Source organism: Paenibacillus xanthanilyticus (genome assembly GCF_042682185.1).
GTDB lineage: Bacteria > Bacillota > Bacilli > Paenibacillales > Paenibacillaceae > Paenibacillus_Z > Paenibacillus_Z xanthanilyticus.
The window spans coordinates 2,914,899-2,940,000 of record NZ_JBHUHA010000002.1; the positions used below are offsets into that span (position 1 = coordinate 2,914,899).

24 protein-coding genes are annotated in these 25,102 nt (G+C 57.5%); all 24 read left to right on the forward strand.

What is annotated here, in order from left to right; translation table 11 throughout:
• Nucleotides 1-176: 176 nt before the first annotated feature.
• Nucleotides 177-905, forward strand: a complete 729-nt coding sequence (locus tag ACFSKT_RS30295; RefSeq protein WP_377716839.1) for a vWA domain-containing protein — start codon at nt 177-179, stop codon at nt 903-905.
• Nucleotides 889-1,815 carry a protein kinase domain-containing protein gene (locus ACFSKT_RS30300; RefSeq protein WP_377716837.1) on the forward strand — a complete coding sequence of 309 codons (927 nt, stop codon included), beginning with the start codon at nt 889-891 and terminating at the stop codon, nt 1,813-1,815. The genes ACFSKT_RS30295 and ACFSKT_RS30300 overlap by 17 nt, the downstream gene beginning before the upstream one ends.
• A 45-nt stretch (nt 1,816-1,860) precedes the next feature.
• Entirely contained in the window at nt 1,861-3,279 is a 1,419-nt protein-coding gene (tilS, locus tag ACFSKT_RS30305; RefSeq protein WP_377716835.1) for a tRNA lysidine(34) synthetase TilS, read from the forward strand.
• 69 nt (nt 3,280-3,348) lie between these two features.
• A complete protein-coding gene (hpt, locus tag ACFSKT_RS30310) occupies nt 3,349-3,888 on the forward strand; it encodes a hypoxanthine phosphoribosyltransferase (protein WP_148933564.1) in 540 nt (179 codons plus the stop codon).
• A 144-nt stretch (nt 3,889-4,032) separates the two neighbouring features.
• A complete protein-coding gene (ftsH, locus tag ACFSKT_RS30315) occupies nt 4,033-6,033 on the forward strand; it encodes an ATP-dependent zinc metalloprotease FtsH (RefSeq protein WP_377716832.1) in 2,001 nt (666 codons plus the stop codon).
• A 381-nt stretch (nt 6,034-6,414) separates the two neighbouring features.
• Nucleotides 6,415-7,503 (forward strand): BMP family lipoprotein, encoded by a 1,089-nt coding sequence (locus tag ACFSKT_RS30320; protein ID WP_377716830.1) that lies wholly within the window; start codon nt 6,415-6,417, stop codon nt 7,501-7,503.
• 198 nt (nt 7,504-7,701) lie between these two features.
• Complete coding sequence (locus ACFSKT_RS30325) at nt 7,702-9,222, forward strand: ABC transporter ATP-binding protein (protein WP_377716828.1); 1,521 nt, start codon at nt 7,702-7,704, stop codon at nt 9,220-9,222.
• Nucleotides 9,223-9,234: 12 nt separating this feature from the next.
• Nucleotides 9,235-10,365, forward strand: a complete 1,131-nt coding sequence (locus ACFSKT_RS30330) for an ABC transporter permease (RefSeq protein WP_377716826.1) — start codon at nt 9,235-9,237, stop codon at nt 10,363-10,365.
• Nucleotides 10,362-11,324 carry an ABC transporter permease gene (locus ACFSKT_RS30335; protein ID WP_377716824.1) on the forward strand — a complete coding sequence of 321 codons (963 nt, stop codon included), beginning with the start codon at nt 10,362-10,364 and terminating at the stop codon, nt 11,322-11,324. The genes ACFSKT_RS30330 and ACFSKT_RS30335 overlap by 4 nt, the downstream gene beginning before the upstream one ends.
• Before the next feature lie 249 nt (nt 11,325-11,573).
• Nucleotides 11,574-12,512 carry a quinolinate synthase NadA gene (gene nadA, locus ACFSKT_RS30340; protein ID WP_377488064.1) on the forward strand — a complete coding sequence of 313 codons (939 nt, stop codon included), beginning with the start codon at nt 11,574-11,576 and terminating at the stop codon, nt 12,510-12,512.
• A gap of 43 nt (nt 12,513-12,555) precedes the next feature.
• Nucleotides 12,556-14,178: an L-aspartate oxidase gene (gene nadB, locus ACFSKT_RS30345; RefSeq protein ID WP_377716822.1), complete on the forward strand. Its 1,623-nt coding sequence runs from the start codon at nt 12,556-12,558 to the stop codon at nt 14,176-14,178.
• A complete protein-coding gene (gene nadC, locus ACFSKT_RS30350; protein ID WP_377716820.1) occupies nt 14,168-15,061 on the forward strand; it encodes a carboxylating nicotinate-nucleotide diphosphorylase in 894 nt (297 codons plus the stop codon). Before nadB ends, nadC begins: the two co-directional genes overlap by 11 nt.
• Nucleotides 15,058-15,825 (forward strand): type III pantothenate kinase, encoded by a 768-nt coding sequence (locus ACFSKT_RS30355; protein WP_377716818.1) that lies wholly within the window; start codon nt 15,058-15,060, stop codon nt 15,823-15,825. Before nadC ends, ACFSKT_RS30355 begins: the two co-directional genes overlap by 4 nt.
• A 12-nt stretch (nt 15,826-15,837) precedes the next feature.
• Nucleotides 15,838-16,734, forward strand: a complete 897-nt coding sequence (hslO, locus tag ACFSKT_RS30360) for an Hsp33 family molecular chaperone HslO (RefSeq protein ID WP_377716816.1) — start codon at nt 15,838-15,840, stop codon at nt 16,732-16,734.
• A gap of 15 nt (nt 16,735-16,749) precedes the next feature.
• Nucleotides 16,750-17,724 (forward strand): peptidyl-prolyl cis-trans isomerase, encoded by a 975-nt coding sequence (locus tag ACFSKT_RS30365; RefSeq protein ID WP_377716814.1) that lies wholly within the window; start codon nt 16,750-16,752, stop codon nt 17,722-17,724.
• Between the two features lie 142 nt (nt 17,725-17,866).
• Nucleotides 17,867-18,805 carry a cysteine synthase A gene (gene cysK, locus ACFSKT_RS30370; RefSeq protein WP_377716812.1) on the forward strand — a complete coding sequence of 313 codons (939 nt, stop codon included), beginning with the start codon at nt 17,867-17,869 and terminating at the stop codon, nt 18,803-18,805.
• A gap of 174 nt (nt 18,806-18,979) precedes the next feature.
• On the forward strand, nt 18,980-20,596 hold the full coding sequence (locus ACFSKT_RS30375) for an anthranilate synthase component I family protein (RefSeq protein ID WP_377716810.1): 1,617 nt from the start codon (nt 18,980-18,982) through the stop codon (nt 20,594-20,596).
• Nucleotides 20,571-21,152, forward strand: a complete 582-nt coding sequence (gene pabA, locus ACFSKT_RS30380) for an aminodeoxychorismate/anthranilate synthase component II (protein WP_148933577.1) — start codon at nt 20,571-20,573, stop codon at nt 21,150-21,152. Before ACFSKT_RS30375 ends, pabA begins: the two co-directional genes overlap by 26 nt.
• Nucleotides 21,149-22,021 carry an aminodeoxychorismate lyase gene (gene pabC / locus ACFSKT_RS30385; RefSeq protein WP_377716808.1) on the forward strand — a complete coding sequence of 291 codons (873 nt, stop codon included), beginning with the start codon at nt 21,149-21,151 and terminating at the stop codon, nt 22,019-22,021. Before pabA ends, pabC begins: the two co-directional genes overlap by 4 nt.
• Nucleotides 22,022-22,158: 137 nt before the next feature.
• Nucleotides 22,159-22,926, forward strand: a complete 768-nt coding sequence (folP, locus tag ACFSKT_RS30390; RefSeq protein ID WP_377716806.1) for a dihydropteroate synthase — start codon at nt 22,159-22,161, stop codon at nt 22,924-22,926.
• Nucleotides 22,927-22,929: 3 nt separating this feature from the next.
• Nucleotides 22,930-23,295 (forward strand): dihydroneopterin aldolase, encoded by a 366-nt coding sequence (gene folB / locus ACFSKT_RS30395; protein ID WP_377716804.1) that lies wholly within the window; start codon nt 22,930-22,932, stop codon nt 23,293-23,295.
• Nucleotides 23,295-23,846 carry a 2-amino-4-hydroxy-6-hydroxymethyldihydropteridine diphosphokinase gene (gene folK, locus ACFSKT_RS30400; protein WP_377716802.1) on the forward strand — a complete coding sequence of 184 codons (552 nt, stop codon included), beginning with the start codon at nt 23,295-23,297 and terminating at the stop codon, nt 23,844-23,846. Before folB ends, folK begins: the two co-directional genes overlap by 1 nt.
• Nucleotides 23,798-24,001 carry a helix-turn-helix domain-containing protein gene (locus ACFSKT_RS30405; RefSeq protein WP_148933582.1) on the forward strand — a complete coding sequence of 68 codons (204 nt, stop codon included), beginning with the start codon at nt 23,798-23,800 and terminating at the stop codon, nt 23,999-24,001. The genes folK and ACFSKT_RS30405 overlap by 49 nt, the downstream gene beginning before the upstream one ends.
• Nucleotides 24,002-24,056: 55 nt before the next feature.
• Nucleotides 24,057-25,091, forward strand: a complete 1,035-nt coding sequence (dusB, locus tag ACFSKT_RS30410) for a tRNA dihydrouridine synthase DusB (protein WP_377716800.1) — start codon at nt 24,057-24,059, stop codon at nt 25,089-25,091.
• The last annotated feature ends 11 nt before the right edge of the window (nt 25,092-25,102 follow it).

Below are 25,102 nucleotides of genomic sequence, written 5' to 3' on the forward strand. Positions count from 1 at the left end.
AAGCCGAGATTCGGTAAGCTTAAGATCGGACCTTGCGGATTCGCGGCGAGTTCGCCGCGGTTAATGAAGGTTGCGGCGCGCAAGCGAACCGCCTAGCAGAGAGATTAAATTCTCCCAATTATGGCTATGCTGATAGAGACAGTTGGCGGTAGATTCCATAACTTGGGGGAATGAGCATGAAGCAGATTTTGCTGATAACCGACGGATGTTCCAACGTAGGCGTAAGTCCGATCGTCGCGGCGGCGCAAGCGCATGCCGAAGGCATAGCCGTGAATGTGGTCGGCGTGCTGGATCAAGGGGATTTGGGTGAATTCGGCTCCGCGGAGATCGAGGAGATCGCCCGTGCGGGCGGAGGCCTGAGCCGGCTGGCGCACACCCGGCAGCTCTCGCAGACCGTCCAGATGCTGACGCGCAAGACGGTCGTCCAGACCATCCAGCATGCCGTTCATCGCGAGCTGAAGCAGGTGCTCGGCGCTTCTTCTATTGAAGAGCTGCCACCGGAGAAACGGGGCGAAGTCGTGCGGGTCATGGACGAGCTGAGCGAGACGAGCAAGCTGCGCGTAGCGCTGCTCATCGACGCGAGCGCCAGCATGAAGCCGAAGCTTGCGGCCGTGGAAGAGGCGATTCGGGATTTGGCGCTCAGTCTGCAAGCCCGGCAGGGCCGCAGCGAGATCGCCGTGTTTCATTTTCCGGGATCAGCACACGGCGACGAATGTGTACTCGACCTGGACTGGACGACCGACGTGCGCGGCGTCCATCAGTTTCTGCCCCGGCTCCAGATGCGCGGCACGACGCCGACGGGGCCGGCGATTCTGCACGTGGTGGACAGCTTCCGCGCCCCGGCTCCGCGCAGCTACCGCAATCCCGACGAAACGGATGGCCAGATGAGTGACTACGTCGTTTGATTGGCGTCTCCCGCGCGGCACGGTCATCCGGGGCAAATGGAAGCGGTCCAGCTATAGGGTAGAACGCCTATTGGGCGAAGGGGCCAATGGCAAGGTCTATCTCGTGGAGCGGCAGCGTACGTGGTATGCCATGAAAATCGGGGCCGATGCGATCGACCTGCAGTCCGAGATCAACGTGCTCCAGGCGATCGCCAAGGCCAAATTGGTGAGCCGGGCGGAGCCTTATCTGGTCGAGGTGGACGACTATAGCGGGACGGACGGCAAGGAGTATCCGTTCTATGTCATGCGCTATATCCGTGGCGCGACATTATCCGACTTTCTGTCGAAACGGGGCATGGAATGGTTCCCGGTGGCCGGTTACAGCCTGCTAGTCAAATTGAGCGAGCTGCATGCCGGCAGATGGACGTTCGGCGACCTGAAGGCCGAGAACGTGCTCGTCTCCGATTACGGTCGGGTGGAACTGGTCGACTACGGGGGCGTTACGGCGTTCGGCAAGAGCGTGCGCCAGTTTACCGAGATCTACGACCGCGGATATTGGAATGCCGGGTCACGTTCCGCCGATGCGGGATATGACCTCTTTTCGTTCGGCGTCCTCTGCATCCAGGTCTATGACGCACGCAGGCTGGCGGCGCTGGCCGGATCGCTGCTGCCGCAGAACCGCTCGCCGGAGGAGCTGCTGAAGCTGGCGCAGTCGATACCGGCGCTCAGGCCGCTCGGCGACTGGCTCGCCAAGGCGCTGCGAGGCACCTTCTCGGGCGTGGAAGAAGCGGCGCGGGAATGGCAGCAGTGGCAGCGGCGAACAAGCGGACGATCTTCGCCGTCCGTTCCGAGATGGATGAAGGGGCTTTTTGTCGCATCGGCGGCACTGCTGGCGACGACGATTTATTGGCTGCTCCGAACGGGAGCGTAAGCGCCGGGCACGATGGCGTAGTAACGGGCGGGAGAGGCTGTATTCGTGGACGAACAAGAACTTATACATAAGATGAAGGCGCAGGCCGTGGCGAGGAAGCTATGGGAACGCGGAGACACGATTATCGTGGCCGTCTCCGGCGGGCCGGACTCCGTCGCGCTGCTCGACCTCCTACACCGGATCCAAGACGACGAGGGCCTTCAGATCATTGCCGCTCACGTCGATCATGGATTCCGGGGAATAGAGTCGGCGTCGGAAGCGGAGACGGTGCGTCGATTTGCGGAGAAACTTGGCATTCCCTGCGAGTCGGTTTTTATCGATTTGCCGGGTTATATAGAAGAGACCGGAATGAATCCGCAAGCCGCGGCGCGCGAGAAGCGATACGACTTCCTGCACCGGATCGCCCGCAAGCACGGAGCGCGGCGGATCGCGCTGGGCCATCATGCGGACGACCAGGCCGAGACCGTGCTGATGCGGATTTTGCGCGGCACCGGAATGTCGGGACTGGCTGGCATGACGTTCTCGCGCAGCGAAAAAAACGTGCAACTGATTCGACCGCTGCTCCGTATTAACAAGACGGCCTTGGAAGAGTACTGCAGGGCGCGGGGACTGACCGTAACCGACGACAGCAGCAACCGCAAGCGGGACTACACGCGCAATCGGGTTCGACTAGATCTCATGCCGGTTTTGCGCAATTACAATCCCCAGTTGACCGATTCGCTGGTCCGATTATCGGATATTGCAGCCGAGGAGGACGACTGGATGGAGTCCGAAGCGCGGGAAGCTTTTCGCCGCCTGGTGGTCGTGGAAGCGGACGGTTGCCGTTTGGAACGCGGCGCTTTGCTTGGCCTTCATGTCGCTTTACAAAGGAGATTGATTAAACTAATATTGATTCATATGGGCATGGAAAAGGAAACCACTCCATTCGATACCGTTGAAAGCATGCGCGAAGCGGCCCGCGAGGACGCGGCTTCCACATGGCGGATCGATGCGGGCGGCGGAATTCGTTTCACGAGGGAATACGATAACCTGCGCTTTTGGCGGGGCGAAGCTCTCGTCCCGGGCTCTTATCGCTACGAATTGGAAGTAGCTGCGAGTCGGCTGTATATAGCGGAAGCGGGGATTACGCTGTCGCTAACCGTGGAGCAAGCCTCCGTTGCGACCAAGCCTGCGGGCCGGGACGAAGCCGTATTCGATGCGGATCGGCTTGCGTTTCCGCTCGTCGCAAGGAATAGACTTCCGGGCGACCGCATGCGGGTGCTTGGTTTAAACGGCACCAAAAAAGTGCAAGATATGTTCGTTGATGAACGAATTCCGCCGTCCAGAAGGGAACTCATGCCGCTTCTGGCCGACGCTGCGGGGGACATAGTCTGGATCCCGGGAGTCAGGCGGGGAGAAGCCGCCCAGGTGACGGAGGTCACGCGGCAGGTGCTGCGCATTCGGGCTTTTACTGACGGCTCTTGAGGCAGAATTGTCCGAATAAGAAGCGACCAAGATTTCATAGTATAGGTAAAAACATGGGAGGTCCCGGCATTGCTGAACGACATTCAAGAAGTACTATACGACACAGACCAGATTCAGCAGAAAGTGAAGGAGCTTGGCGAGACGATCAGCGCGACATTTGAAGGGCGCAACCCGCTCGTCATTTGCGTGCTGAAAGGCGCATTCATCTTCATGGCAGATCTGGTGAAGAACATTACGATTCCGCTGGAGATCGATTTCATGGCGGTATCGAGCTATGGCCATTCGACGAAGACATCGGGTGTCGTGAAGATCATCAAGGATTTGGATGTACCCGTGCAAGGCCGGGAAATTCTGATCGTCGAAGATATTATCGACAGCGGTCTGACGCTGAGCTATCTGATCGACGTTCTCGAAAGACGCAACGCGAAATCCATTACGCTCGTCACCTTGTTCGATAAGCCGTCCGGACGCAAGGTGGAACTCAATGCCGATTACAGCGGATTCGTCCTCCCGGACGCATTCGTGGTGGGCTATGGGCTCGACTATGCGGAGAAGTACCGCAATCTGCCGCTCATCGGCATTTTGAAGCCGGAAGTTTACGAGAAGTAAGACGAGGGGGAAGCTTCGGCTTCCCGCTGACCGTTTCTTTCGCGAACGATGCGATTCGCCGTACATGCACCCTCCCTGACGCGGTTTGTGGTGGAGATTCATGCTATGGTAAAATATCTTAAGCGTCTTGAGAGGAGGTAGGGGATGAATCGGATCATCCGTAACACTGGTTTTTATTTGATCATCTTTTTAGTGACTGTCGGGATATTCCAATTTATCAGCAGCCAAAACGATAGCAGCGTCGAAATCCGTTACGACCAGCTACAGCAGGAATTAGCTAAAGATAACGTAAAGGTACTCACGCTGCAGTTCGAGAATTATTCCTACTTGGTCACTGGTGAATATAGAACGCCTCCCGCGGGCAGCAAGGACCCTGAGCAGAAGAAGTTTTACACGCACACGAACGTCGAGGAATTCGTCATACAGGACATTATGTCCGTAGCGCAGAAGAACGGCGTCGAGGTGAGGAACAAACCAATGAAAGGCGACAGCATTTGGCTGACCTTTCTGACTTCGATCATTCCGTTCGTGATTATTTTCATTCTGTTCTTCTTCTTAATTAATCAAGCGCAAGGCGGCGGCGGCAAAGTGATGAACTTTGGCAAGAGCCGGGCACGCTTGTATAACGAAGAAAAGAAACGCGTGACGTTCGAGGACGTCGCCGGCGCGGATGAGGAGAAACAAGAGCTCGTTGAAGTCGTCGAGTTCCTGAAAGACCCTCGCAAGTTCGCTGCGGTCGGCGCGCGCATTCCGAAAGGCGTCCTGCTGAACGGGCCTCCAGGTACGGGTAAAACGTTGCTGGCTCGCGCCGTTGCGGGCGAAGCGGGCGTTCCGTTCTTCAGTATTTCCGGTTCTGACTTCGTCGAGATGTTCGTCGGCGTCGGCGCATCCCGCGTCCGCGATTTGTTCGAGAACGCGAAGAAGAACGCGCCGTGCATTATCTTCATCGACGAGATCGATGCCGTTGGCCGTCAGCGTGGCGCCGGACTCGGCGGCGGACATGACGAACGCGAGCAGACGCTCAACCAGTTGCTCGTCGAGATGGACGGCTTTGGCGCGAACGAAGGCATCATCATCGTCGCGGCAACCAACAGACCGGATATCCTGGACCCTGCCTTGCTCCGTCCAGGTCGTTTTGACCGTCAGATTACCGTTGATCGTCCGGACGTGAAGGGCCGCGAAGCGGTACTGAAAGTACACGCGCGCAACAAGCCGCTCGCCAAAGACGTCAAGCTCGATGTTATCGCCAAGCGTACGACGGGCTTCACTGGCGCAGACTTGGAGAACCTGTTGAACGAGGCGGCGCTGCTTGCGGCTCGCCGCAACAAGAAGGACATCGCCATGGTCGAAGTGGACGAAGCAATCGACCGCGTAATCGTCGGTACGGAGAAACGCAGCCGCGTGATCAGCGACCGCGAGAAACGCATCGTCGCTTACCACGAAGCCGGCCATACGATTATCGGCTACTTCTTGGAGCATGCCGATATGGTGCATAAAGTGACGATCATACCGCGCGGCAAAGCAGGCGGCTATGTCATCATGCTTCCGAAGGAAGACCGCATGCTGACGACCAAGCAAGAATTGCTTGACAAGGTAACGGGTCTCTTAGGCGGACGCGTAGCCGAAGAGCTCTTCATTGGTGAAATCGGCACGGGCGCTTACAGCGATTTTAAGCATGCAACCAGCATCGTGCGCGCGATGATCATGGAGTACGGGATGAGCGAGAAGCTCGGACCGTTGCAATTCGGCAATTCGCAAGGCCAAGTGTTCCTGGGCCGCGATATTGGCCATGAGCAGAACTATTCGGATGCGATTGCCTACGAGATTGACCAAGAGATGCAGCGCATCATCAATGATTGCTATACAAGAGCGAAGAACCTGCTGAACGAGAAATCCGAAGCGGTTCACCTGATTGCCCAGACGCTTCTCCGCGAGGAGACGTTGGAGCTGGAGCAAATCAAGCGTTTGATCGACGGTGGTTCCATCGATGGCGGCGGCGACGCAGCCGGAGGGTCCGCGGAAGAAACGACGTCCGATCCGATCGTGGATACGATCGGCGGCGTGAAAGTTCGCATTCAATCCCGCGAGCCGGGTGAAGGGACGCCGAACAGCGATCCAGACGACGGCTCGAACGGCAACGGATAGTGCGATGAAGCTGTTTCAATCAACGTTTGCCCCTTCCAGGGGCGGCGTGGTTGAAACAGCTTTTTCATGTGCATGGGCCATCTCTTGAAAAAGGAAATATGTTACACATTAATAACATTTAGTGCGGGATATACTACTTGTACAGTCAATTCTGATGTTTTTGATGTGAATTTAATGGTATTAATGCGTTATGTTAGTTGACATATTTTAGATTGACGAAGACATGCTTTTCGAAGATAATAGGTAAAGTATCGGCGATAGGCAGATATAGGTTGCAATGGCCAATTGCCTTGCTTCTGGCAAAGCTGGATGCAGAATTTGGCACAATCTGTAGCGTGCGAATCGGCTGGAACTTTTACCAAGAAGAGGAGCGATTATCACATGAAGAAGCGTCTGATGTGGGTAACAGTGGTCGCGCTGGTGCTAACGCTTGCACTCGCAGGCTGCGGCAGCAAGAACAACACCGAGAACGGTGGGTCTAATGCAACAACGAACAATGGTGCAACCGGCAATGGCGCCACGAACGCCGATAAAGAGACAGACGGCGGCGCAAGCGGTAAAGACATTCGAATCGGCATGGCGACAGACGTCGGCGGCGTAAACGACAAGTCGTTTAACCAAAGCGCTTGGGAAGGTCTCCAAGAAGTAGAGAAGGCGACTGGCGCATCCGTTAAATATCTGGAATCCAAAGGCGACGCGGACATGGAGCCGAACCTGAACAAATTCGTTAAAGAAGGCTACGATCTGACATGGGGTATCGGCTTCCTGTTCGAGACGGCCATGAAGAATGTAGCTGCCCAAAACCCGGACGCGAAGCTCGGGCTGATCGACAGCGTCGTTGACGCGCCAAATGTTCAATCCGTAACGTTCGCCGAGCACGAAGGTTCCTACCTCGTAGGCGTGGTTGCGGGCCTGATGACGAAATCCGGCAAAGTCGGTTTTGTGGGCGGCATGGACATCCCGGTTATCAAACGCTTCGAAGCTGGCTTCAAAGCAGGCGTTCTGGCGGTTAAACCAGACGCAGACATCAAAATCAACTACACGGGCGACTTCTCGAAGCCTGACCTTGGTAAAGCAGCAGCAGCTACAATGTACAACGACGGCGTAGACATCATCTTCCACGCATCGGGCGCAACAGGTAACGGCGTGTTCACCGAGGCGAAAGACCGCGTGAAGAACGGCACGCAAGTATGGGTTATCGGCGTAGACAAAGACCAATCGCTCGAATTCGGCGACGAAGTCACGCTCACGTCGATGATGAAGGGCGTTAAGCAAGCGGTTGAGAAAGTATCCAACGACCTGATCGCGGGCAATTTTGCTGGCGGCACGACGACTGTACTTGGTTTGAAAGACAACGCGGTAGGTCTTCCGGAGACTTCGACGAAGAACGTTCCGGCTGACGTGCTTGCGAAAGTAGACGAGTACAAACAACAAATCATCGACGGTAAAATCACGGTTCCTACGGAATAACACCTTTTCGAAAAGCAAGGCTTTCGCGGGAAGGGATTAAAGACCGGCTCTCGAGCCGGTCTTTTTTAAAGAGAATTCCGTAATTAAAAGGAATTATTTGTTATTAAAAAATGGATTTCAATTCTAGTATACGCTTACATAGACCGTGAAGTATACTGTTGAATGGGGTAAAGAGGTTAGAAAGGAGATGGCCATATCATGGAACAGAACGTGGCAGCGGTTGAACTGAGTGGCATCACCAAGCGATTTCCAGGCATTGTCGCGAATGACGGAATCAGCTTCAAGCTCCGCAAGGGCGAGATTCACGCGCTCCTTGGGGAGAACGGTGCCGGCAAATCAACGCTGATGAACATATTGTTCGGCCTGTATCAACCGGATGAAGGCGAAATCCGGGTTAATGGCGTGCCTACCGTCATCGACGGCCCTTCCAAAGCCATCGAACTTGGCATCGGCATGGTGCATCAGCATTTCAAGCTGGTACAACCATTCACCGTTGCGGAGAATATCGTGCTGGGCAGCGAGCCGTCCAAGGGCGGCGTAATCAATTTGAAGCAAGCGAACGAGAAGGTTAAGCGGCTCTCCGAGCAATACGGGCTGCAGGTAGACCCGGGCATGCGGATCGAGGACATCACGGTCGGTATGCAGCAGCGGGTAGAAATTCTGAAGACGCTCTATCGCGGAGCGGATATTCTCATCTTTGACGAACCGACGGCGGTGCTGACGGTCAAGGAAATCGAAGAGCTCCTCGACATTCTCCGAAGCCTCGCGGCTGAAGGCAAATCGATCATCATCATTACGCATAAGCTGAAGGAAGTCATGGCCCTGTCCAATTCCGTCACGGTCATTCGCCGCGGCAAGGTCGTCGGCACGGTCGAGACGAAGAATACGAACGAGCGCGAGCTGGCTGAGCTCATGGTCGGCAGAAGCGTAAGCCTGCAGACGGAGAAATCAAGACGCGAAGTCGGCAAGGTTATTTTCACGGCCAAAGATCTTCAGATGAAGTCCAATCAGAACAAATCCGTTCTGAACGGCGTCAGTCTCGAGATTCGCGCGGGCGAAATTCTCGGCATCGCAGGCGTCGACGGCAATGGTCAGTCCGAGCTGGTACAAGCGATTACCGGCATGGTAAAGCTGAGTGGCGGTCAGGTGACGATCAACGGCAAGGACATCACCAACCAAAGCCCGCGCCAAACCGGTCTGGCGGGTATCAGCCACATTCCGGAAGATCGTCACAAGCACGGCTTGGTACTAGACTTCACGCTCAGCGAGAATGTCGTGCTGGGGAACTACTTCCAGAAGCCATTTAATAACGGCGGGTTCTTGAAGTACGAGGAAATGGACAAGCTGGCGAACAAACTGACGACGGAGTTTGACGTCCGCTCCTCCGGCATTCACACGCATGCTCGCTCGCTCTCCGGCGGTAATCAGCAAAAGGCGATTATTGCGCGCGAGTTGTGGCGGAATCCATCGCTTCTCATCGCGGTACAGCCGACGCGTGGTTTGGATATCGGCGCAATCGAATATGTCCAGCAGCGGCTGCGTCAAGCAAGAGACGAAGGCAAAGCGATTTTGCTGATTTCCTTCGAGCTGGATGAGCTATTTGAATTATCGGATCGGATTGCCGTCATGTACGAAGGGCGAATCGTCGGCGAAGTTGACCCGCTCAACCGCGACAACCAGCGCCTGGGCATGCTGATGGCCGGCGACACCAACGCGTAGGGGGGTGAAGGTATGGAATCTCCAGAGAAACAATATAACAAAGCTTTAGGCAAAGGCATCAAGATTTTCACGAAGTCATCATCGCTCGTTCCGATCGTCGCGATTATTCTCGGTCTGATTACCGGCGCCCTCGTGATGTTGGCTGGCGGGTACAATCCGCTTGTCGCGTACGGTGCGCTATTCGGCAAGCTGATCGAGAGCCCGTATGACATCGGCGAGACGATTCGCGCGATTACGCCGTTAATTTTTACCGGTTTATCCGTCGCCTTCGCGTTCCGGACGGGCCTATTCAACATCGGCGCCGAAGGACAATTCGTCATGGGCATGCTGGGCGCGACGCTCATCGGCGTGAAGTTGGACCTTCCTTGGTTTCTTCATGCGCCGCTTGCCATGCTCGGCGGAGCGGTGCTTGGCGGCATTTGGGCCGGCATAGTCGGCTACCTGAAAGCCAAGCGCGGCGTGAACGAAGTTATTTCGAGCATCATGATGAACTGGATCGGTCTCTACTTGGCCAACTACGTCATCGGTACGTGGCTCAGCGAGAAAGGGCAGCAGAAGTCCAACGAAGTTCATGAATCGGCCTCTTGGTCCATTGGCTGGTTGTCTGAGATGATGGATCATGCGCGTATGCACGGCGGTACGATCGTCGCGCTTATTTGCGTCTTCCTCTTCTATATCTTGCTTTGGAAAACGAAACAAGGCTATGAGCTTCGCGCGGTTGGCTTGAATCCGGACGCGGCTCATTACGCGGGCATGAACGTCGGCCGTACGGTCGTCAAATCGATGTTCATTGCAGGCGCGTTCGCCGGTCTTGGCGGTGCCTTCGAGGTGCTCGGCGTCTTTGGCTATCAAACGATTTCGTCGGCATCTCCGGGTTACGGGTTCGACGGCATCGCGGTATCGCTCTTGGGCGGTAATACGCCAATCGGCATTCTGCTGGCAGCGATCCTGTTCGGCGGCCTGACTTACGGTTCGGGCGGCATGAGCTTCGAGGCCGACGTGCCGACGGAAGTCGTGCGCATCGTCATCGGCGCGATCATTTTCTTCATCGCTTCGCATGGCATCGTGCGCATGGTCATGAAGCCGTTCTCCTTCCGTAGAAACAAGCCGACTGATGGCAGCAAGGAGGCGTCACGCACATGAACGTAATCGAAATTCTTGGTCAATTAATGAACACGACGCTCGTGTTCTCGACCGCTCTCATCTTCGTGGCGCTCGGCGGCTTGCTGTCGGAGCGCTCCGGCGTCGTCAACATCGGATTGGAAGGTTTGATGACGGCAGGCGCATTCGCGGCGGCGGTCGGCGCGGATTATGCGGCGCGCAGCGGTATGGGCGGACTGTCCGCAGCATGGGTCGGCATCGTGACGGCGATGATTTTCGCCACGATCTTCGCCTTGCTGCACGCGCTGGCGACCATCACGTTCAAGGCGAACCAAGTCGTCGTCGGTACGGTCATCAACTTCCTGGCGCTCGGCTTCTCCCTGTACTTGGTGAAGAGCTTGTACGATGGGGCAGGCGAGACGAACTCCGTCGAGATGTTCTCCAAATACGCGATTCCGGGTCTGTCGGACATCCCGCTGATCGGCGAAGGTCTCTTTACGGCATATCCGACCACGTATCTCTGCATCGTTATGATCGCGATCGTTTGGTTCGTCCTGTTTAAGACGCCATTCGGCCTGCGTCTGCGCGCGGTCGGCGAGCATCCGGGTTCCGCCGATACGGTCGGCATCTCGGTCACCAAGTACCGTTACATCGGCGTGCTGCTCAGCGGCGTGTTGGCAGGTCTTGGGGGCGCGACGATTACGCTGACGACGACGGGCACATTCTCGCATAATACGATTTCCGGTCAAGGCTTCATCGCCTTGGCGGCCGTCATCTTCGGCAAGTGGCACCCGCTCGGCGCGGCCGGCGCGGCGATCTTCTTCGGCTTCGCGATTTCGCTTCGCAACTTCGCGCAGCTGTTCGAGTTCTCGCAGCAGATTCCGGAGGAATTCTTCTACATGCTGCCTTACTTGCTGACGCTGATTGTGCTCGCGGCTGCCGTAGGCCGTTCCCGTGCGCCAGGCGCGCTGGGCGAGCCGTACGATCCGGGCAAACGCTAAGCGTTCTTTGGACGACGATACCCATTTCAAGCCAAAATGGTTCATCCTGGTTGCTGTAGACCCTCATGCTTTCGATTACGCGAAGGCATGGGGGTTTTTCTTATGGGGACTTTATTGACAGCCCTTCGAGCCTTGTGTAAATTAATTCTTAATCAAATGAATTTCCCCGAGATGGTTCACACTATATCTGTTCTTATCGATAAGTTTGTGCATCTGTTCACAAAGTGGAAAAAGAGGAGAGGTCACGACATGGAAGCATTGGCACTCGAGCGCAAAGCCGAACAGAATCGGGAGCTGCGCGAACGCCTGATGCAATTAAAGAAAGAACGCAATGCCATCATACTCGCTCATTATTATCAGCGCGACGAAATACAGGAAGTGGCGGATTTCCGCGGAGATTCCTTCCTGTTGGCACAGAAAGCGGCGCAGACGGACGCGGATGTCATCGTCTTCTGCGGCGTGCACTTCATGGGCGAGAGCGCGAAGATTCTGGCCCCGAACAAGACGGTCATCATTCCCGACGAACGGGCAGGCTGCCCGATGGCGGACATGGTCAACGTCGACGGTCTTCGCAAGCTGAAGGCGCAGCACCCGAACGCGACCGTCGTGACGTACATTAACTCGTCTGCCGAGATTAAGGCCGAGACCGATATTTGCTGTACGTCGGCGAATGCGGTACGCGTCGTCAATTCCGTCGAATCGGACGAAATCATTTGGGTGCCGGATAAGAACCTCGGCCACTACGTGCAGCAAAAAACCGACAAGAAAATGATCATCTGGGAAGGCTACTGCAACACGCATGATATGCTGACCGTCAAAGACGTGGAAGAGATGAAAGCCAAGTATCCGAATGCCGAATTTGTCGTCCATCCGGAATGCCGTCCGGAAGTCGTGGCACTCGGAGATTTCGTCGGCAGCACGACCGCCATCATTAAATATTGCAAAGAATCGCCAAATAAAGAGTTTATCGTGGGAACGGAAGACGGCACGGGATATCAGCTGCGACTCGACAGCCCAGACAAGACGTTCCACTTCGCGACCAAATATCTCGTTTGCCCGAATATGAAGGTCAACAACTTGAAGAAGCTGGTGAAATGTCTGGAGACGATGCAGCCGCAGATTTACGTGCCGGAAGAAGTCGCAGATAAAGCCCGTTTATCCTTGGAGCGCATGTTACAGGTGAAGTAGCATGCGCTACTCTCTTTCCATAAGAAAGGAACGACGAGACCCGATGATCCCACGTTATTTAGTTGATATCGATTTATCCGAGCTCCCTGTCGTCGAGAAAGACGTCCTCGTCATCGGTGCCGGCATTGCGGGCTTATTCACCGCGCTTAAGGCAAGCAAGACCCACGACGTGCTCATGATTACGAAGAAGTCGCTCATGGACAGCAATACCCGTTATGCCCAGGGCGGGATCGCCGCGGTTATCGCCGAGGACGATTCCCCGGCCTATCATCTTCACGATACGCTCATCGCAGGAGCGGGGCTCTGTTCGGAGACGGCCGTGAACGTCCTCGTTCATGAGGGGCCCAGAGGGGTCGAGGATCTCGTTCGAATGGGCACGCAGTTCGACCAGGAGAATGGCGAATACGAGCTGACCAAAGAAGGCGCGCACAGTCATCGGCGTATCCTGCATGCGAACGGCGACGCGACCGGTTACGAGATCGTGCGCGCGCTGTCGGAGAAAGCGACGGCGGAGCCGAGAATCGAAGTCTGGGACGATCATTTCGTCATTGATCTCGTGACGGCAGACGGCGAGTGCAGCGGCGCGATCGTGCAGAAGCCCGATGGCAGCCGGCTGTACGTGCGGGGCAGAGCAACCGTGCTCTGTTCGGGCGGCACGGGCCAACTCTATCGCTATACGACCAACCCGGACGTCGCGACGGGCGACGGCGTCGCCATGGCTTATCGCGCAGGCGCTTACATACAAGACATGGAGTTTATTCAGTTTCACCCGACGTCGCTCTGTTATCCGGGCGCGCCGCGCTTCCTTATCTCGGAAGCGGTGCGAGGCGAAGGTGCGGTGCTGCGCAATATTCGCGGGGAGCGTTTCATGGATCGCTACCATGAGCAGCTGGAGCTTGCGCCGCGCGATGTCGTGGCCCGGGCGATCGTCAGCGAGATGGAAGCGACGAAGTCGACCTTTGTGTATTTGGATATTACCCATGAATCGCCGGAGATGGTGCAGCACCGGTTCCCGACGATTTACGAGTTTTGTCTCACGTACGGCCTGGATTTGACGACCGACTGGATTCCGGTCGCCCCGGCCGCGCATTATATGATGGGCGGCGTAAAAACCGATTTGCATGGCGAGACCAATATTCCCCGTTTGTTCGCGTGCGGCGAGTGTTCGTCCACCGGGGTGCACGGGGCGAACCGGCTGGCGAGCAACTCGCTGTCGGAGGCGATCGTGTTCGGCCGACGCATCGTGAAGCGCATTAACGAGCTGCCTCCTCTGCAATCAGGACTTTGCGATCAGCCGATTTCGCTGCAGCGGACGCACGCGCCGATGCAGGCAGTCGTCGAGAAGCGGCTCAAGCTGCAGAAGGTGATGGTCCGGAACGTCGGCCTGCGCCGTGATGGCAAAGGCCTGGCTAGAGGCCTCGAGGAGCTAAAACGCCAACTGCCGTTCTTTCAGCAGGTGCTGCGCACGCGCGAGGAGTACGAATTTGCGAATTTGCTCACCTGCGCCATGCTGACTGCGGAAGCGGCGGCTGCCCGGGAAGAGAGCCGGGGCGCGCATTACAGGGAAGATTTTCCGGAGCGAGACGACCGGGCATGGCGTACCCATACGCTGCTTCACCGGGAACACGGGTTATCGAAAGGAGTAACGGAGAAGCATGATGAATAGCGACCTGTCCGCGATCGGCGGCAACGCCGATGCGCTGCGGCAGCAGATCAAAGCCTGGTTGGCCGAGGACGTCGGCGCTGGGGATGTGTCCAGCTGGTCGACGATTCCCGCGGGCCGACAGTCCAAGGCGGTTATACATATGAAGGATGACGGCATTATCGCCGGCATTCCGGTCGCGCGGCTTGTATTCGATACGGTCGATCCTACGCTTGTTTTCCAGGCGTACGCGGCGGATGGCGAAGCCGTCGAGCGCGGCAAGGTCATCATCGAGGTGGAAGGCAGCACGCATAGCATTTTGACCGGGGAGCGTCTGGCGCTTAACCTCATGCAGCGGCTGTCCGGTATCGCGACGAAGACCCGCAGCTACGTGGATGCATTGGGCGGTCTTCCGACGCGCTTGGTCGATACCCGCAAGACGACGCCGGGCCATCGGCTGCTCGAGAAATATGCCGTCCGCGTGGGCGGCGGCGCCAATCATCGGTTCGGCCTCTACGACGCGGTCATGATCAAGGATAATCATATTAAAGGGGCGGGCGGCATCCGCGAAGCCGTCGAATCCGCGCGCCGGCAAATCCCCCATACGATGAAGATCGAGGTGGAGACGGAGTCGATCGCGCAGGTGGACGAAGCGCTCGCGAGCGGCGCCGATATCATCATGTTGGACAATATGCAGCCGGATCTCATGCGCGAAGCCGTCTCCCGTATCAAAGCGCAGTCCCCTCATGTTATTGTAGAAGCATCGGGGGGCGTAAACCTGACGACGATCCGCGGCATCGCAGAGACGGGCGTGGATGTCATTTCGGTCGGCGCGCTCACCTATTCGTTCCAGTCGCTCGACATCAGTCTGGACCTGAACGAGAAAAAGGGAGGCCAAGGTCAGTGATTCTGGTTGTAGACGTAGGCAACACGAATATCGTACTTGGTATTTACGATAAGAAGACGCTGCTGCATCACTGGCGGCTGAGCACGAACCGTTCCTCGACGGTGGACGAGTACGGCGTGCTTATACATAATTTGTTTCGCATCGCGGGCGTGAGCGTGAAAGACGTAGAGGGCGTCATCATTTCCTCGGTCGTGCCGCCGCTGATGCGGACGCTTGAGCAGCTGTGCGAGCAATACTTGCATAAAGCGCCGCTCGTCGTGGGCCCGGGCGTTAAGACAGGACTCAACATCCGGTACGAGAATCCGCGGGAAGTGGGGGCGGATCGGATCGTCAACTCGGTTGCCGGCATCGAGAAATACGGCACGCCGCTGATCGTGGTCGACTTCGGCACCGCGACCACGTTTGATTATATCGACAACGGCGGAAACTATTTGGGTGGCGCCATCGTGCCGGGTATCGGCATTTCGACGGAGGCGCTCTACCAACGCGCCGCGAAGCTGCCGCGCATCGAGCTGGTGAAGCCGAAGAGCGTCATTGGACGCAACCCGGTCACGTCGATGCAGGCGGGCATTATTTTCGGCTACGCGGGACAAGTCGACGGCATCGTGAGACGCATCCGTTCGGAATTCGGCGTCAGCCCCCGCGTTATCGCGACGGGCGGGCTCGCCGAGCTGATCGCCGGCGAATCGGAGACGATCGAGCTGGTCGATCCGCTGCTGACGCTGGAAGGGCTGCGCATCATTTACGAACGGAATCAGGATTAAGGAGAGAATCAAGTGGAGACAACCAACGATATACTGGTACGCGGAACGGCATGGGGCGGCAAGCTGCGCGTCTTTGCCGTGCGTACGACCGAGCTGGTTCGGGAATTGGAGACGCGGCATGAATCGATGCCGACGGCGACAGCCGCGCTTGGGCGGGCGGCTACCGCGGGCGCGATGATGGGCGCGATGCTCAAGGGCGAAGAGAAGCTGACGATTCAGGTCAAAGGCGATGGGCCGATGGGCCAAATCGTGATCGACGCCAATGCCAAAGGCGAAGTGCGCGGCTATGCGGAGCATCCGCAGGTGCATTTGGCCAGCAATCCGCAGGGCAAGCTGGACGTGGCGGGCGCGGTTGGCCGCAGCGGCTTCATCCACGTGCTGAAGGACTTGGGGCTGAAGGAACCTTACCGCGGCAGCGTACCGATTATTTCGGGCGAACTGGGCGAGGACTTCACGTATTACTTCGCATCCTCCGAGCAGACGCCATCGGTCGTCGGCTTAGGCGTGCTGGTCGGACCGGACGGTGTCATGAATGCGGGCGGCTTCATCGTGCAGCTGCTGCCCGGCGTGACGGATGACGAGATTACGCGCTTGGAGCGTGCCGTGGCGAACATGCCTCCGGTCACCGCGCTGCTCGATCAGGGGGAGACCCCGGAGGGCATCCTCGGCTTCTTGGTCGGCGATGACCTGAATCTGATGGACGAGATGAACATCGTGTTCCAATGCAAATGCTCGCAGGACCGCATCGAACGCACGATGATCAGTCTGGGCGAGCAGGAGCTGAAGACGATTATCGAAGAAGACGGACATGCGGAGATCGTATGTCATTTCTGCAATGAGAAATATGAATTTGACCGGCCGCAGCTAGAGCGCTTGATTGAACAGGCAAAGCCGAAACCGATTCAATAGTCGGAGGCGCGAATCATGGGGAAAGACCGGGTGCTGAGGCGAATCGTGCTGCTTCAGGCCGTATGTATGATGGTGCTCGCGGTGGTCGTCATCACGCGAGTTCTCGCGCCGCAGGGGAGCGGCAAGAACGAGGGCGGCGAGCCGGATGAGGACGTGCAGGACAAGGGCCCGGCGATCGCGGCGACCGTCGGGAACGAGAGGATCACGTGGCAGGAGTTCGAAAGCCGGCTCAAGGATCAATACGGAGATACCGTGCTCCACACGTTAATGGCCCGGGCCGCGATCCGGCAGGAGGCCGCCGCCGCAGGCCTAACCGTAAGCGAATCAGAGCTTGCGCAGGAATTGAATTCGATGATGGAAGGGTACGAGAGCGAAGAGCGATATTTTAGCGAGATGCGGCAAAGCTTGGGGTTGACCCCGGAAGAAATTCGGGACGACGCCAAGTACAAGCTGCTGCTTGAGAAAATCGCGACGCGGGATATTGCCATCACGGATGAGGAATTAGAACAATACGTGACCGATCATCAGGCGCAATTTACGACCGGAATCCAGCTTCGCCTCGCCTGGATCGTCACCGAGGGCGAGCAAGCGGCGGAAGAGCTGCTTGGACAGCTCGAAGAAGGCGCAAGCTTCGACGAATTGGCCGCGTCGGCGTCAATTGATCGCGATACGGCTTCCATCGGCGGGGAGCTGGGGTGGATTGAGCAGGACGATCCCTTTTTCGATCAAGACGTGCTGATGGCTGCATCGTCGCTTGCGCCGGGCGAGGTGACTGGACCGATCCCGGTCGAAGGCGGACAAGCGATCGTGCTGTTGGCCGACCGCAAGGAAGAGAAGACGATGAGCGAAGAAGAGATTCGTTCGCTTGCGCGCAAGCAGTTGGCGTTGGAGAAGGCCGAATCGCTGCAGGACGTGGAAGAGAAGCTTCTTCGCAAATACGAGGCGAAAGTCTTGGTGTCTGATGCAGCGGGAACGGATGCGAAGACGTAGTAAACGTGAGGGATGGCGCGGCAGGAAGCCGTTATTCCTACTAGCTCGATTCGTAAACTACCTATTGACAACGACCGTAAAATATTGTTAAGATGTAGGTAATACCAACTGAATTAGTCGGAATAAGGAGGCTCATTTTCTCATGGCTAGAATTGTGAATAATGTAACCGAACTCATTGGCGATACGCCGCTTGTTCGCTTGAACCGTCTGGTACCGGAAGACAGCGCGGAGATCTACGTCAAGCTTGAATTCCAGAACCCCGGCGCCAGCGTTAAAGACCGGATCGCGATCAGCATGATCGAGGTTGCCGAACAAGAAGGCCGCATCAAGCCGGGCGACACGATCGTCGAGCCTACGAGCGGCAACACGGGTATCGGCCTTGCGATGGTTGCAGCCGCTAAAGGCTACAAAGCAATTCTCGTTATGCCTGAGACGATGAGCATCGAGCGTCGCAACTTGCTTCGTGCCTATGGGGCAGAGCTTGTCCTCACGCCGGGATCCGAGGGCATGAACGGCGCGGTTCGTCGCGCAGAAGAGCTGCAGAAGGAGAATCCTTCTTACTTCATCCCACAGCAATTTAAGAACCAAGCGAACGTGAAGGTTCACCGCGAGACGACCGGTCCGGAGATCGTGGAAGCGATCAACTCCCTTGATGGCAAGCTGGACGCATTCGTTGCCGGCATCGGCACGGGCGGCACGATCAGCGGCACGGGCGAAGTGCTGAAGCAGAACTTCCCGGGCATCAAGATCGTAGCGGTCGAGCCTACGGCATCCCCGATCCTGTCGGGCGGCAACCCGGGTCCGCACAAGATCCAAGGGATCGGCGCCAACTTCGTTCCTGAGATTTTGAACCGCGAGATCTACGACCAAATCATTACCGTAGACAACGAGGAAGCTTTCGAGACGGCTCGCCGCTCCGCGAAAGAAGAAGGCCTTCTGGTCGGCATCTCCTCGGGCGCCGCGATTTTCGCCGCGCTCAAAGTAGCCAAGGAGCTGGGCAAAGGCAAGCGCGTTATCGCGGTCGTGCCTTCGAACGGCGAACGTTACCTGTCTACGCCTCTGTTTAATTTCGAGAACTAATAGCGCCGCGCATGCGGGATCAAGGGACTCCTTCGGAGTCCCTTTTATTTGTGCGCGCCAGTGGGCCTTGTCTTCGTCGCTCTTTTCTTTTCAGGTGCGATTCGGTATACTAGCAGGCAACAAGAAGCGCCTTCGGGGCGTTTACGGAAGAGAAAGATCGGGGGACGATGCATCATGACGGTCACTTCATATGAGGAATGGCGCGGCTGGCGTAAAGCGGGATACGAGACGCTGCCCGTCGTATATGCCTGGCCGCTTCCGGAAGGGGAGAGCGGCAAGCCGGATTCGTGGGAGCGGGCGTGGCAGGCGGCCTCCGCATACGCCTTCGTGCTGGAGAGTGGCAAGGATGGACGGTATACGTACTTGGGTTTACATCCGTCCTCGGTCATTCGGGGGAAGGGCGACCAGGCGGAGGCGACGGATCTGCGGACCGGCGTCAAGCATGCTTGGGCTGCCTCGCCGCTCGCGGCTGTCCGTCAATGGATGCAGCCTTACCGATCGCCGAGAAGGCCGGATGGCCCGAAGTGGACCGGAGGCTGCGTCGGCTTTTGGAGCTATGATGTCATTCGCACGATCGAACGGCTGCCGGAGTTGGCGGCTGATGACCTTGGGCTGCCGGACTACGTGTTTCTGCGCATGAGCGAGCTTTGGGTCGTCGATCACCAGAACCGTACGCTATATTGTGCCGTTCACGCGGACAATTGCAGTGCCGATGAAGCGGAGCTTGAGACGCAGTATTGGACGGCGCGCGGGCAAGCTGAGCGGATGGCGGGACTTTGGCAGGCGCTTACGGGCATCGGCAGCGGGGAGGAAGCCGAGGCGGCTGCTTTGAAGGAGAAGCGAAAGGCTCGCGAAGCGTTCATCGGAGCCGATACGCCGCATATCGACGTGGAGGCCATGGAGGGGCTGACCTCGCCGTTTCGCAAGGAAGCATTTGAGGCCGCCGTCGAGCGGATCCAAGCCTATATCGGCCAAGGCGACGTCTTTCAGGTCAACCTGTCGCAGCGGCAGAGCTTGCGCACGGACGCCGCCCCGGAGGACCTCTACGAATGGCTGCGCTTGGTCAATCCTTCCCCGTACATGGGCATGCTGCGCTGTCCGGATTTTCAGCTCGTGTCGGGTTCGCCCGAGCTGCTCGTAGAGCTGGTAGGCGGCAAGCTGGCAACCCGTCCGATCGCGGGAACTCGCAGGAGAGGCCGAACGGAAGAAGAAGACCGGCGTATGGCGGACGAACTCCTCTCGAACGAGAAGGAGCGGGCGGAGCATATTATGCTCGTCGACCTGGAGCGCAATGACCTCGGACGTATCGCGGCCTATGGCACGGTACGAGTGGAGGAACTCATGGTCATCGAGTACTATAGCCACGTGATGCATCTCGTCTCGCAGGTCGAGGGCACCCTTGCCGAGGGCAAGGACGCTTACGACGTCATCGCGGCGACTTTCCCGGGGGGCACGATCACCGGTGCGCCGAAGATTCGCACGATGGAAATCATCGAAGAGCTGGAGCCGACGAGGCGCGGACCGTATACGGGTTCCATGGGCTGGATTGACTATAACGGCGATATGGAATTTAATATAATTATCCGAACGATGGCCGTGAAAGACGGCAGCGTTCATATTCAAGCGGGAGCAGGCATCGTGATCGATTCCGTGCCGGAACGGGAGTACTATGAATCGCTCAGCAAGGCGAAGGCGCTTTGGAAGGCGGTTCAGTACAGCCAGAGATGGGCAAAGCGGGACGGACATTTCAAGGGGGGCGAAGCGCATGATTTTGGTCATCGACAACTATGATTCCTTTACGTACAATCTGGTTCAATATTTGGGCGAACTGGGCCAAGAGATTCTGGTGAAGCGCAATGATGAGATTGACTTGGAGGGAATCGCGGCGCTGGCGCCCGACCATATCCTGATTTCGCCGGGCCCGTGCAGCCCGAACGAGGCGGGAATCAGCCTCGCGCTGCTGGAGCGGTTCAAAGGCGAGATTCCGATTTTTGGCGTATGTCTCGGTCACCAATCGATCGGACAAGCGTTCGGCGGCGAAGTCGTGCGCGCCGAACGGTTGATGCATGGCAAGACCTCGGAGATTTTCCATGACGGTAAGACCGTGTTTGCGGGCATTCCGTCTCCATTCACGGCGACGCGTTACCACTCGCTGATCGTGAAGCGCGAGACGCTGCCGGACTGTCTGGAGATTACCGCTGAGACGGCCGAGGGCGAGATTATGGGACTGCGTCACAAACACTACCCGATCGAAGGCGTGCAATTTCATCCGGAATCGATCATTACCGAGAACGGGCTGACACTGCTTCGCAATTTCCTTGGCATGCGCGCCGGCGCGGTACGATGAAGATCGGTTGGAACGGAAGCATCATACATGCGGAGGAAGCCGTGATCCCGGTTTACGATCACGGTTTTTTATATGGAATCGGACTCTTTGAGACCTTTCGCACCTATGGCGGACGTCCTTTTTTGTTAGAGCGTCATCTGGAGAGGCTGGCGGGCGGATGCCGGGAGCTGGGGATCCGCTGCGAGCTGGAGCCGGGGGCTCTTCGGGTTTGGCTGGCCGAAGTCATGGCTGCCAATCATCTAGAGGAGGCTTACGTAAGGCTTACCGTTACGGCAGGCGAAGCGGGGCTGGGATTGCCGCAGGATGATTACGAGGCGCCGAATAGGCTGCTGCTCGTCAAGCCGCTGCCTGAGCCAAGCGAACGGCTCTACGCGGAAGGCAAAGAGCTGGCGCTGCTGGAGACGCGGCGCAACACCCCGGAAGGTCCGGTCCGATTCAAGTCGCTGCACTATATGAACAATATACTGGCCAAGCGGGAGCTTCGGGGAATCGGTGCGGCTCCCAATGCGGAAGGGCTCATGCTAACCAAGGAAGGCTGGCTTTCGGAGGGCATCGTCAGCAACTTGTTCTTCTTGAAAGACGGCATCGTGCACACGCCATCCGTCGACACGGGCATACTGCCGGGCATCACTCGCGCGCGCGTCATGGAATTGGCTGCGGCTGCGGGGGTTCGCGTGCAGGAGGGGCATTATACGTGGGAGGGGCTCAAGCGTGCGCAAGAAGTCTGGATAACCAATTCCATTCAGGAGGTAGTCCCGATTACGACGCTGCGCGGAGACGACGGCGCGCGGACTCAAGTCGGCGACGGAGCCGCCGGTCCCACCACGACCATGCTGCTAAGGGCTTATCGGTCTGAAGCGGGAGCCTAAGATAACTAGCGGAAAGCGCGCAATCGAAGAAAGGTGGAATCATATTGGCGTCAGGCGGAATTAGAAGGCAAGTACCGGAGCGGCATTACAAATTTGGAGACGGAACCGAGCTTACGCTAGGCCGCCGAACGCTAATCATGGGGATCCTGAATGCAACGCCGGATTCCTTCTCCGACGGCGGGCGGTTTCAAACGGTGGAATCGGCCGTGGCGCATGCGCGGAGAATGGCGGACGAAGGCGCGGACCTGATCGACATCGGCGGCGAATCGACGCGGCCGGGCTTCGTGCCGGTGCCGCTGGAAGAGGAGTTGAGCCGGGTGCTGCCTGTCATCCGCGCGGTGAGGGAAGCGCTGCCCGGCATGCCAATCTCCATTGATACGTATAAGGCGGATACGGCGAGAGCCGCGCTTGAAGCGGGCGCGCATATTTTGAACGATATATGGGCGCTCAAAGGCGATCCTAAGATGGCGGAAGTCGCGGCGGAGTTCGGCTGCCCGGTCATTTTGAACCACAATCGCCACGACCGGGACTACGGCGATTTCGTGGAGGACGTCATTGCCGATTTGCGGGAGAGCGCGGCAATCGCGCAGCAGCATGGCGTACCGGAGGCGAACATATGGCTTGATCCGGGGATCGGGTTTGCGAAGAACTACGATGAGAATATGACGCTAATGGCGCATTTGAGCCGACTTTCGGACCTTGGCTATCCCGTCCTCTTAGGCACCTCGCGCAAGAAATTTATTCGTGAGACGCTGCAGCTGCCGGTGGACGAATTGGCGTTCGGGACGGCGGCCACGGTTACGCTGGGCATCGCGCAGGGCTGTCAGATTATGCGGGTGCACGATGTGCGTCAGATGAAGCAGAACGCGCGGATGGCCGACGCGATCGTATACGGGAGGGAATAACAAATGGATCTTATGTCGCTAAAAGGAATGCGGTTTTACGGCTACCACGGCGTATTTCCCGAGGAGAACAAGCTGGGCCAGCAGTTTATCGTGGATCTCGATCTGAGGCTGGACTTGAGTCGGGCGGCTCAAACCGACGATTTGAATTACACCGTTAATTACGCGGAGGTGCACGCGCGGACCAAGTCGATCGTCGAAGGGGCGCCCTTTAAGCTGATCGAAGCGTTGGCGGGTTCCATTGCATCGCAGCTTCTCGAGGCTTATACTAGTATAAATGAAGTGACGGTCCGCGTAACGAAGCCGCATCCGCCGTTCGACATTCATTTTGACGGGGTCACCGTAGAACTGAACAGAAAGCGGGAACGTTGATGGCTTCGAGCGAAAATCAACCCGAACGGCAGGTTGCCTACATTGCCCTCGGCTCCAACATGGGCGATCGGGATCGGCTTCTCGTGCAGGCGTTGAACCAATTGAACGACAGGCCGGATATCGATGTGCTTCGCATATCGGGTCTCTACGAGACCGATCCGGTAGGATATACGGACCAGCCGCCGTTTCTTAATATGGCCGCGGCGCTTTCCACCTCGCTGGAACCGGTGGAGCTGCTGCGCGCGATGCTCGGCATCGAGGCGGAGCTTGGCCGGAAGCGGGATATCCGCTGGGGGCCGCGCACGATCGATTTGGATTTGTTGCTGTACGACGACGTTCGGATGGATGTTCAGGAATTAACGCTGCCTCACCCGCGTATGCTGGAGCGCGCTTTCGTATTGGTGCCGCTTCGCGACGTAATTACGCAAGACCATGAGCTGTTCGCTCAGGTCGATAGGGAGGCGCGGCGGGCTCTACAGGATGGAGGGGAAGGCATCGCGTTATGGAATACGATCAACTGGCACAACGCGTCCGCGCCTTTAGAAAGCTGAAGGGTTACACGCAGCAGGAACTCGCGGAACGGCTCGACGTCTCGGTGGCGGTGCTCGGCTCCTTGGAGCGGGGGACGCGCAAACCGGATCCGAAGCTGCTGGAGAAAATTTCGAGCACGCTCGGCATCAGCTATGACGAACTGACGAATCAATGACGACAAACACATAAGCGGGCCGAAGGTACGCAGGATGGAAGGAGCGAGGAGCGGCATGCTCAAAATCGGGAACATCGAGATGAAGAACAAGGTCGTACTGGCGCCGATGGCAGGCGTGTGCAATCCGGCTTTTCGACTGATTGCCAAGGAATTCGGCACCGGCTTGGTATGCGCGGAGATGGTCAGCGACAAGGCCATTTTGCACGGGAACAAACGGACGATGGAGATGCTCTACGTCGACGAGCGGGAGAAGCCGCTCAGCCTGCAGATTTTCGGCGGGGACCGGGAATCATTGGTGGAAGCCGCCAAGGTCGTCGACAAACAGACGAACGCGGACATTATCGACATCAACATGGGCTGCCCGGTGCCGAAAGTAACCAAATGCGATGCGGGCGCCCGTTGGCTGCTCGATCCGAACAAAATATACGAGATGGTGTCCGCCGTCGTCGAAGCGGTCGACAAGCCGGTTACCGTCAAGATGCGGATCGGCTGGGATAGCGAACATATTTATGCGATTGAGAACGCCCAAGCAGTCGAACGCGCCGGAGGCAGCGCGGTCAGCGTGCACGGCCGCACGCGGGAGCAGTTGTATACCGGCAAGGCGAACTGGGATATTATAAGAGATGTCAAACAAGCCGTATCTATCCCCGTCATCGGCAACGGCGACGTGGTCACGCCGATGGACGCGAAGCGCATGCTCGAGCATACGGGCGTCGACGGCGTCATGATCGGCCGAGGGGCGCTCGGCAATCCGTGGATGCTGTACAGAACCATCCAGTATCTAGGGACGGGCGAACTGCTCGACGACCCGACGCCGCGCGAGAAGATGGAAGTGGCGATTTTGCACATGGACCGACTGGCTGCGCTGAAGGGCGAAGCCGTAGCGGTGCGTGAGATGCGCAAGCATCTGGCTTGGTATATGAAGGGCCTCCCGGGCGCCGCGCGCGTGAAGGATAACATCATGGAAGAGACCAGCCGCGATAAAATGGTGTCCATCCTCGAACAATACATTCTCTCTTTGGGAGAGGAAGGCAACAAGCCCGCGCCGTCGGCTCCGATCGAAGCGGGAGAAGCAGCCTATAGCGGATAAGGAACGCCCCG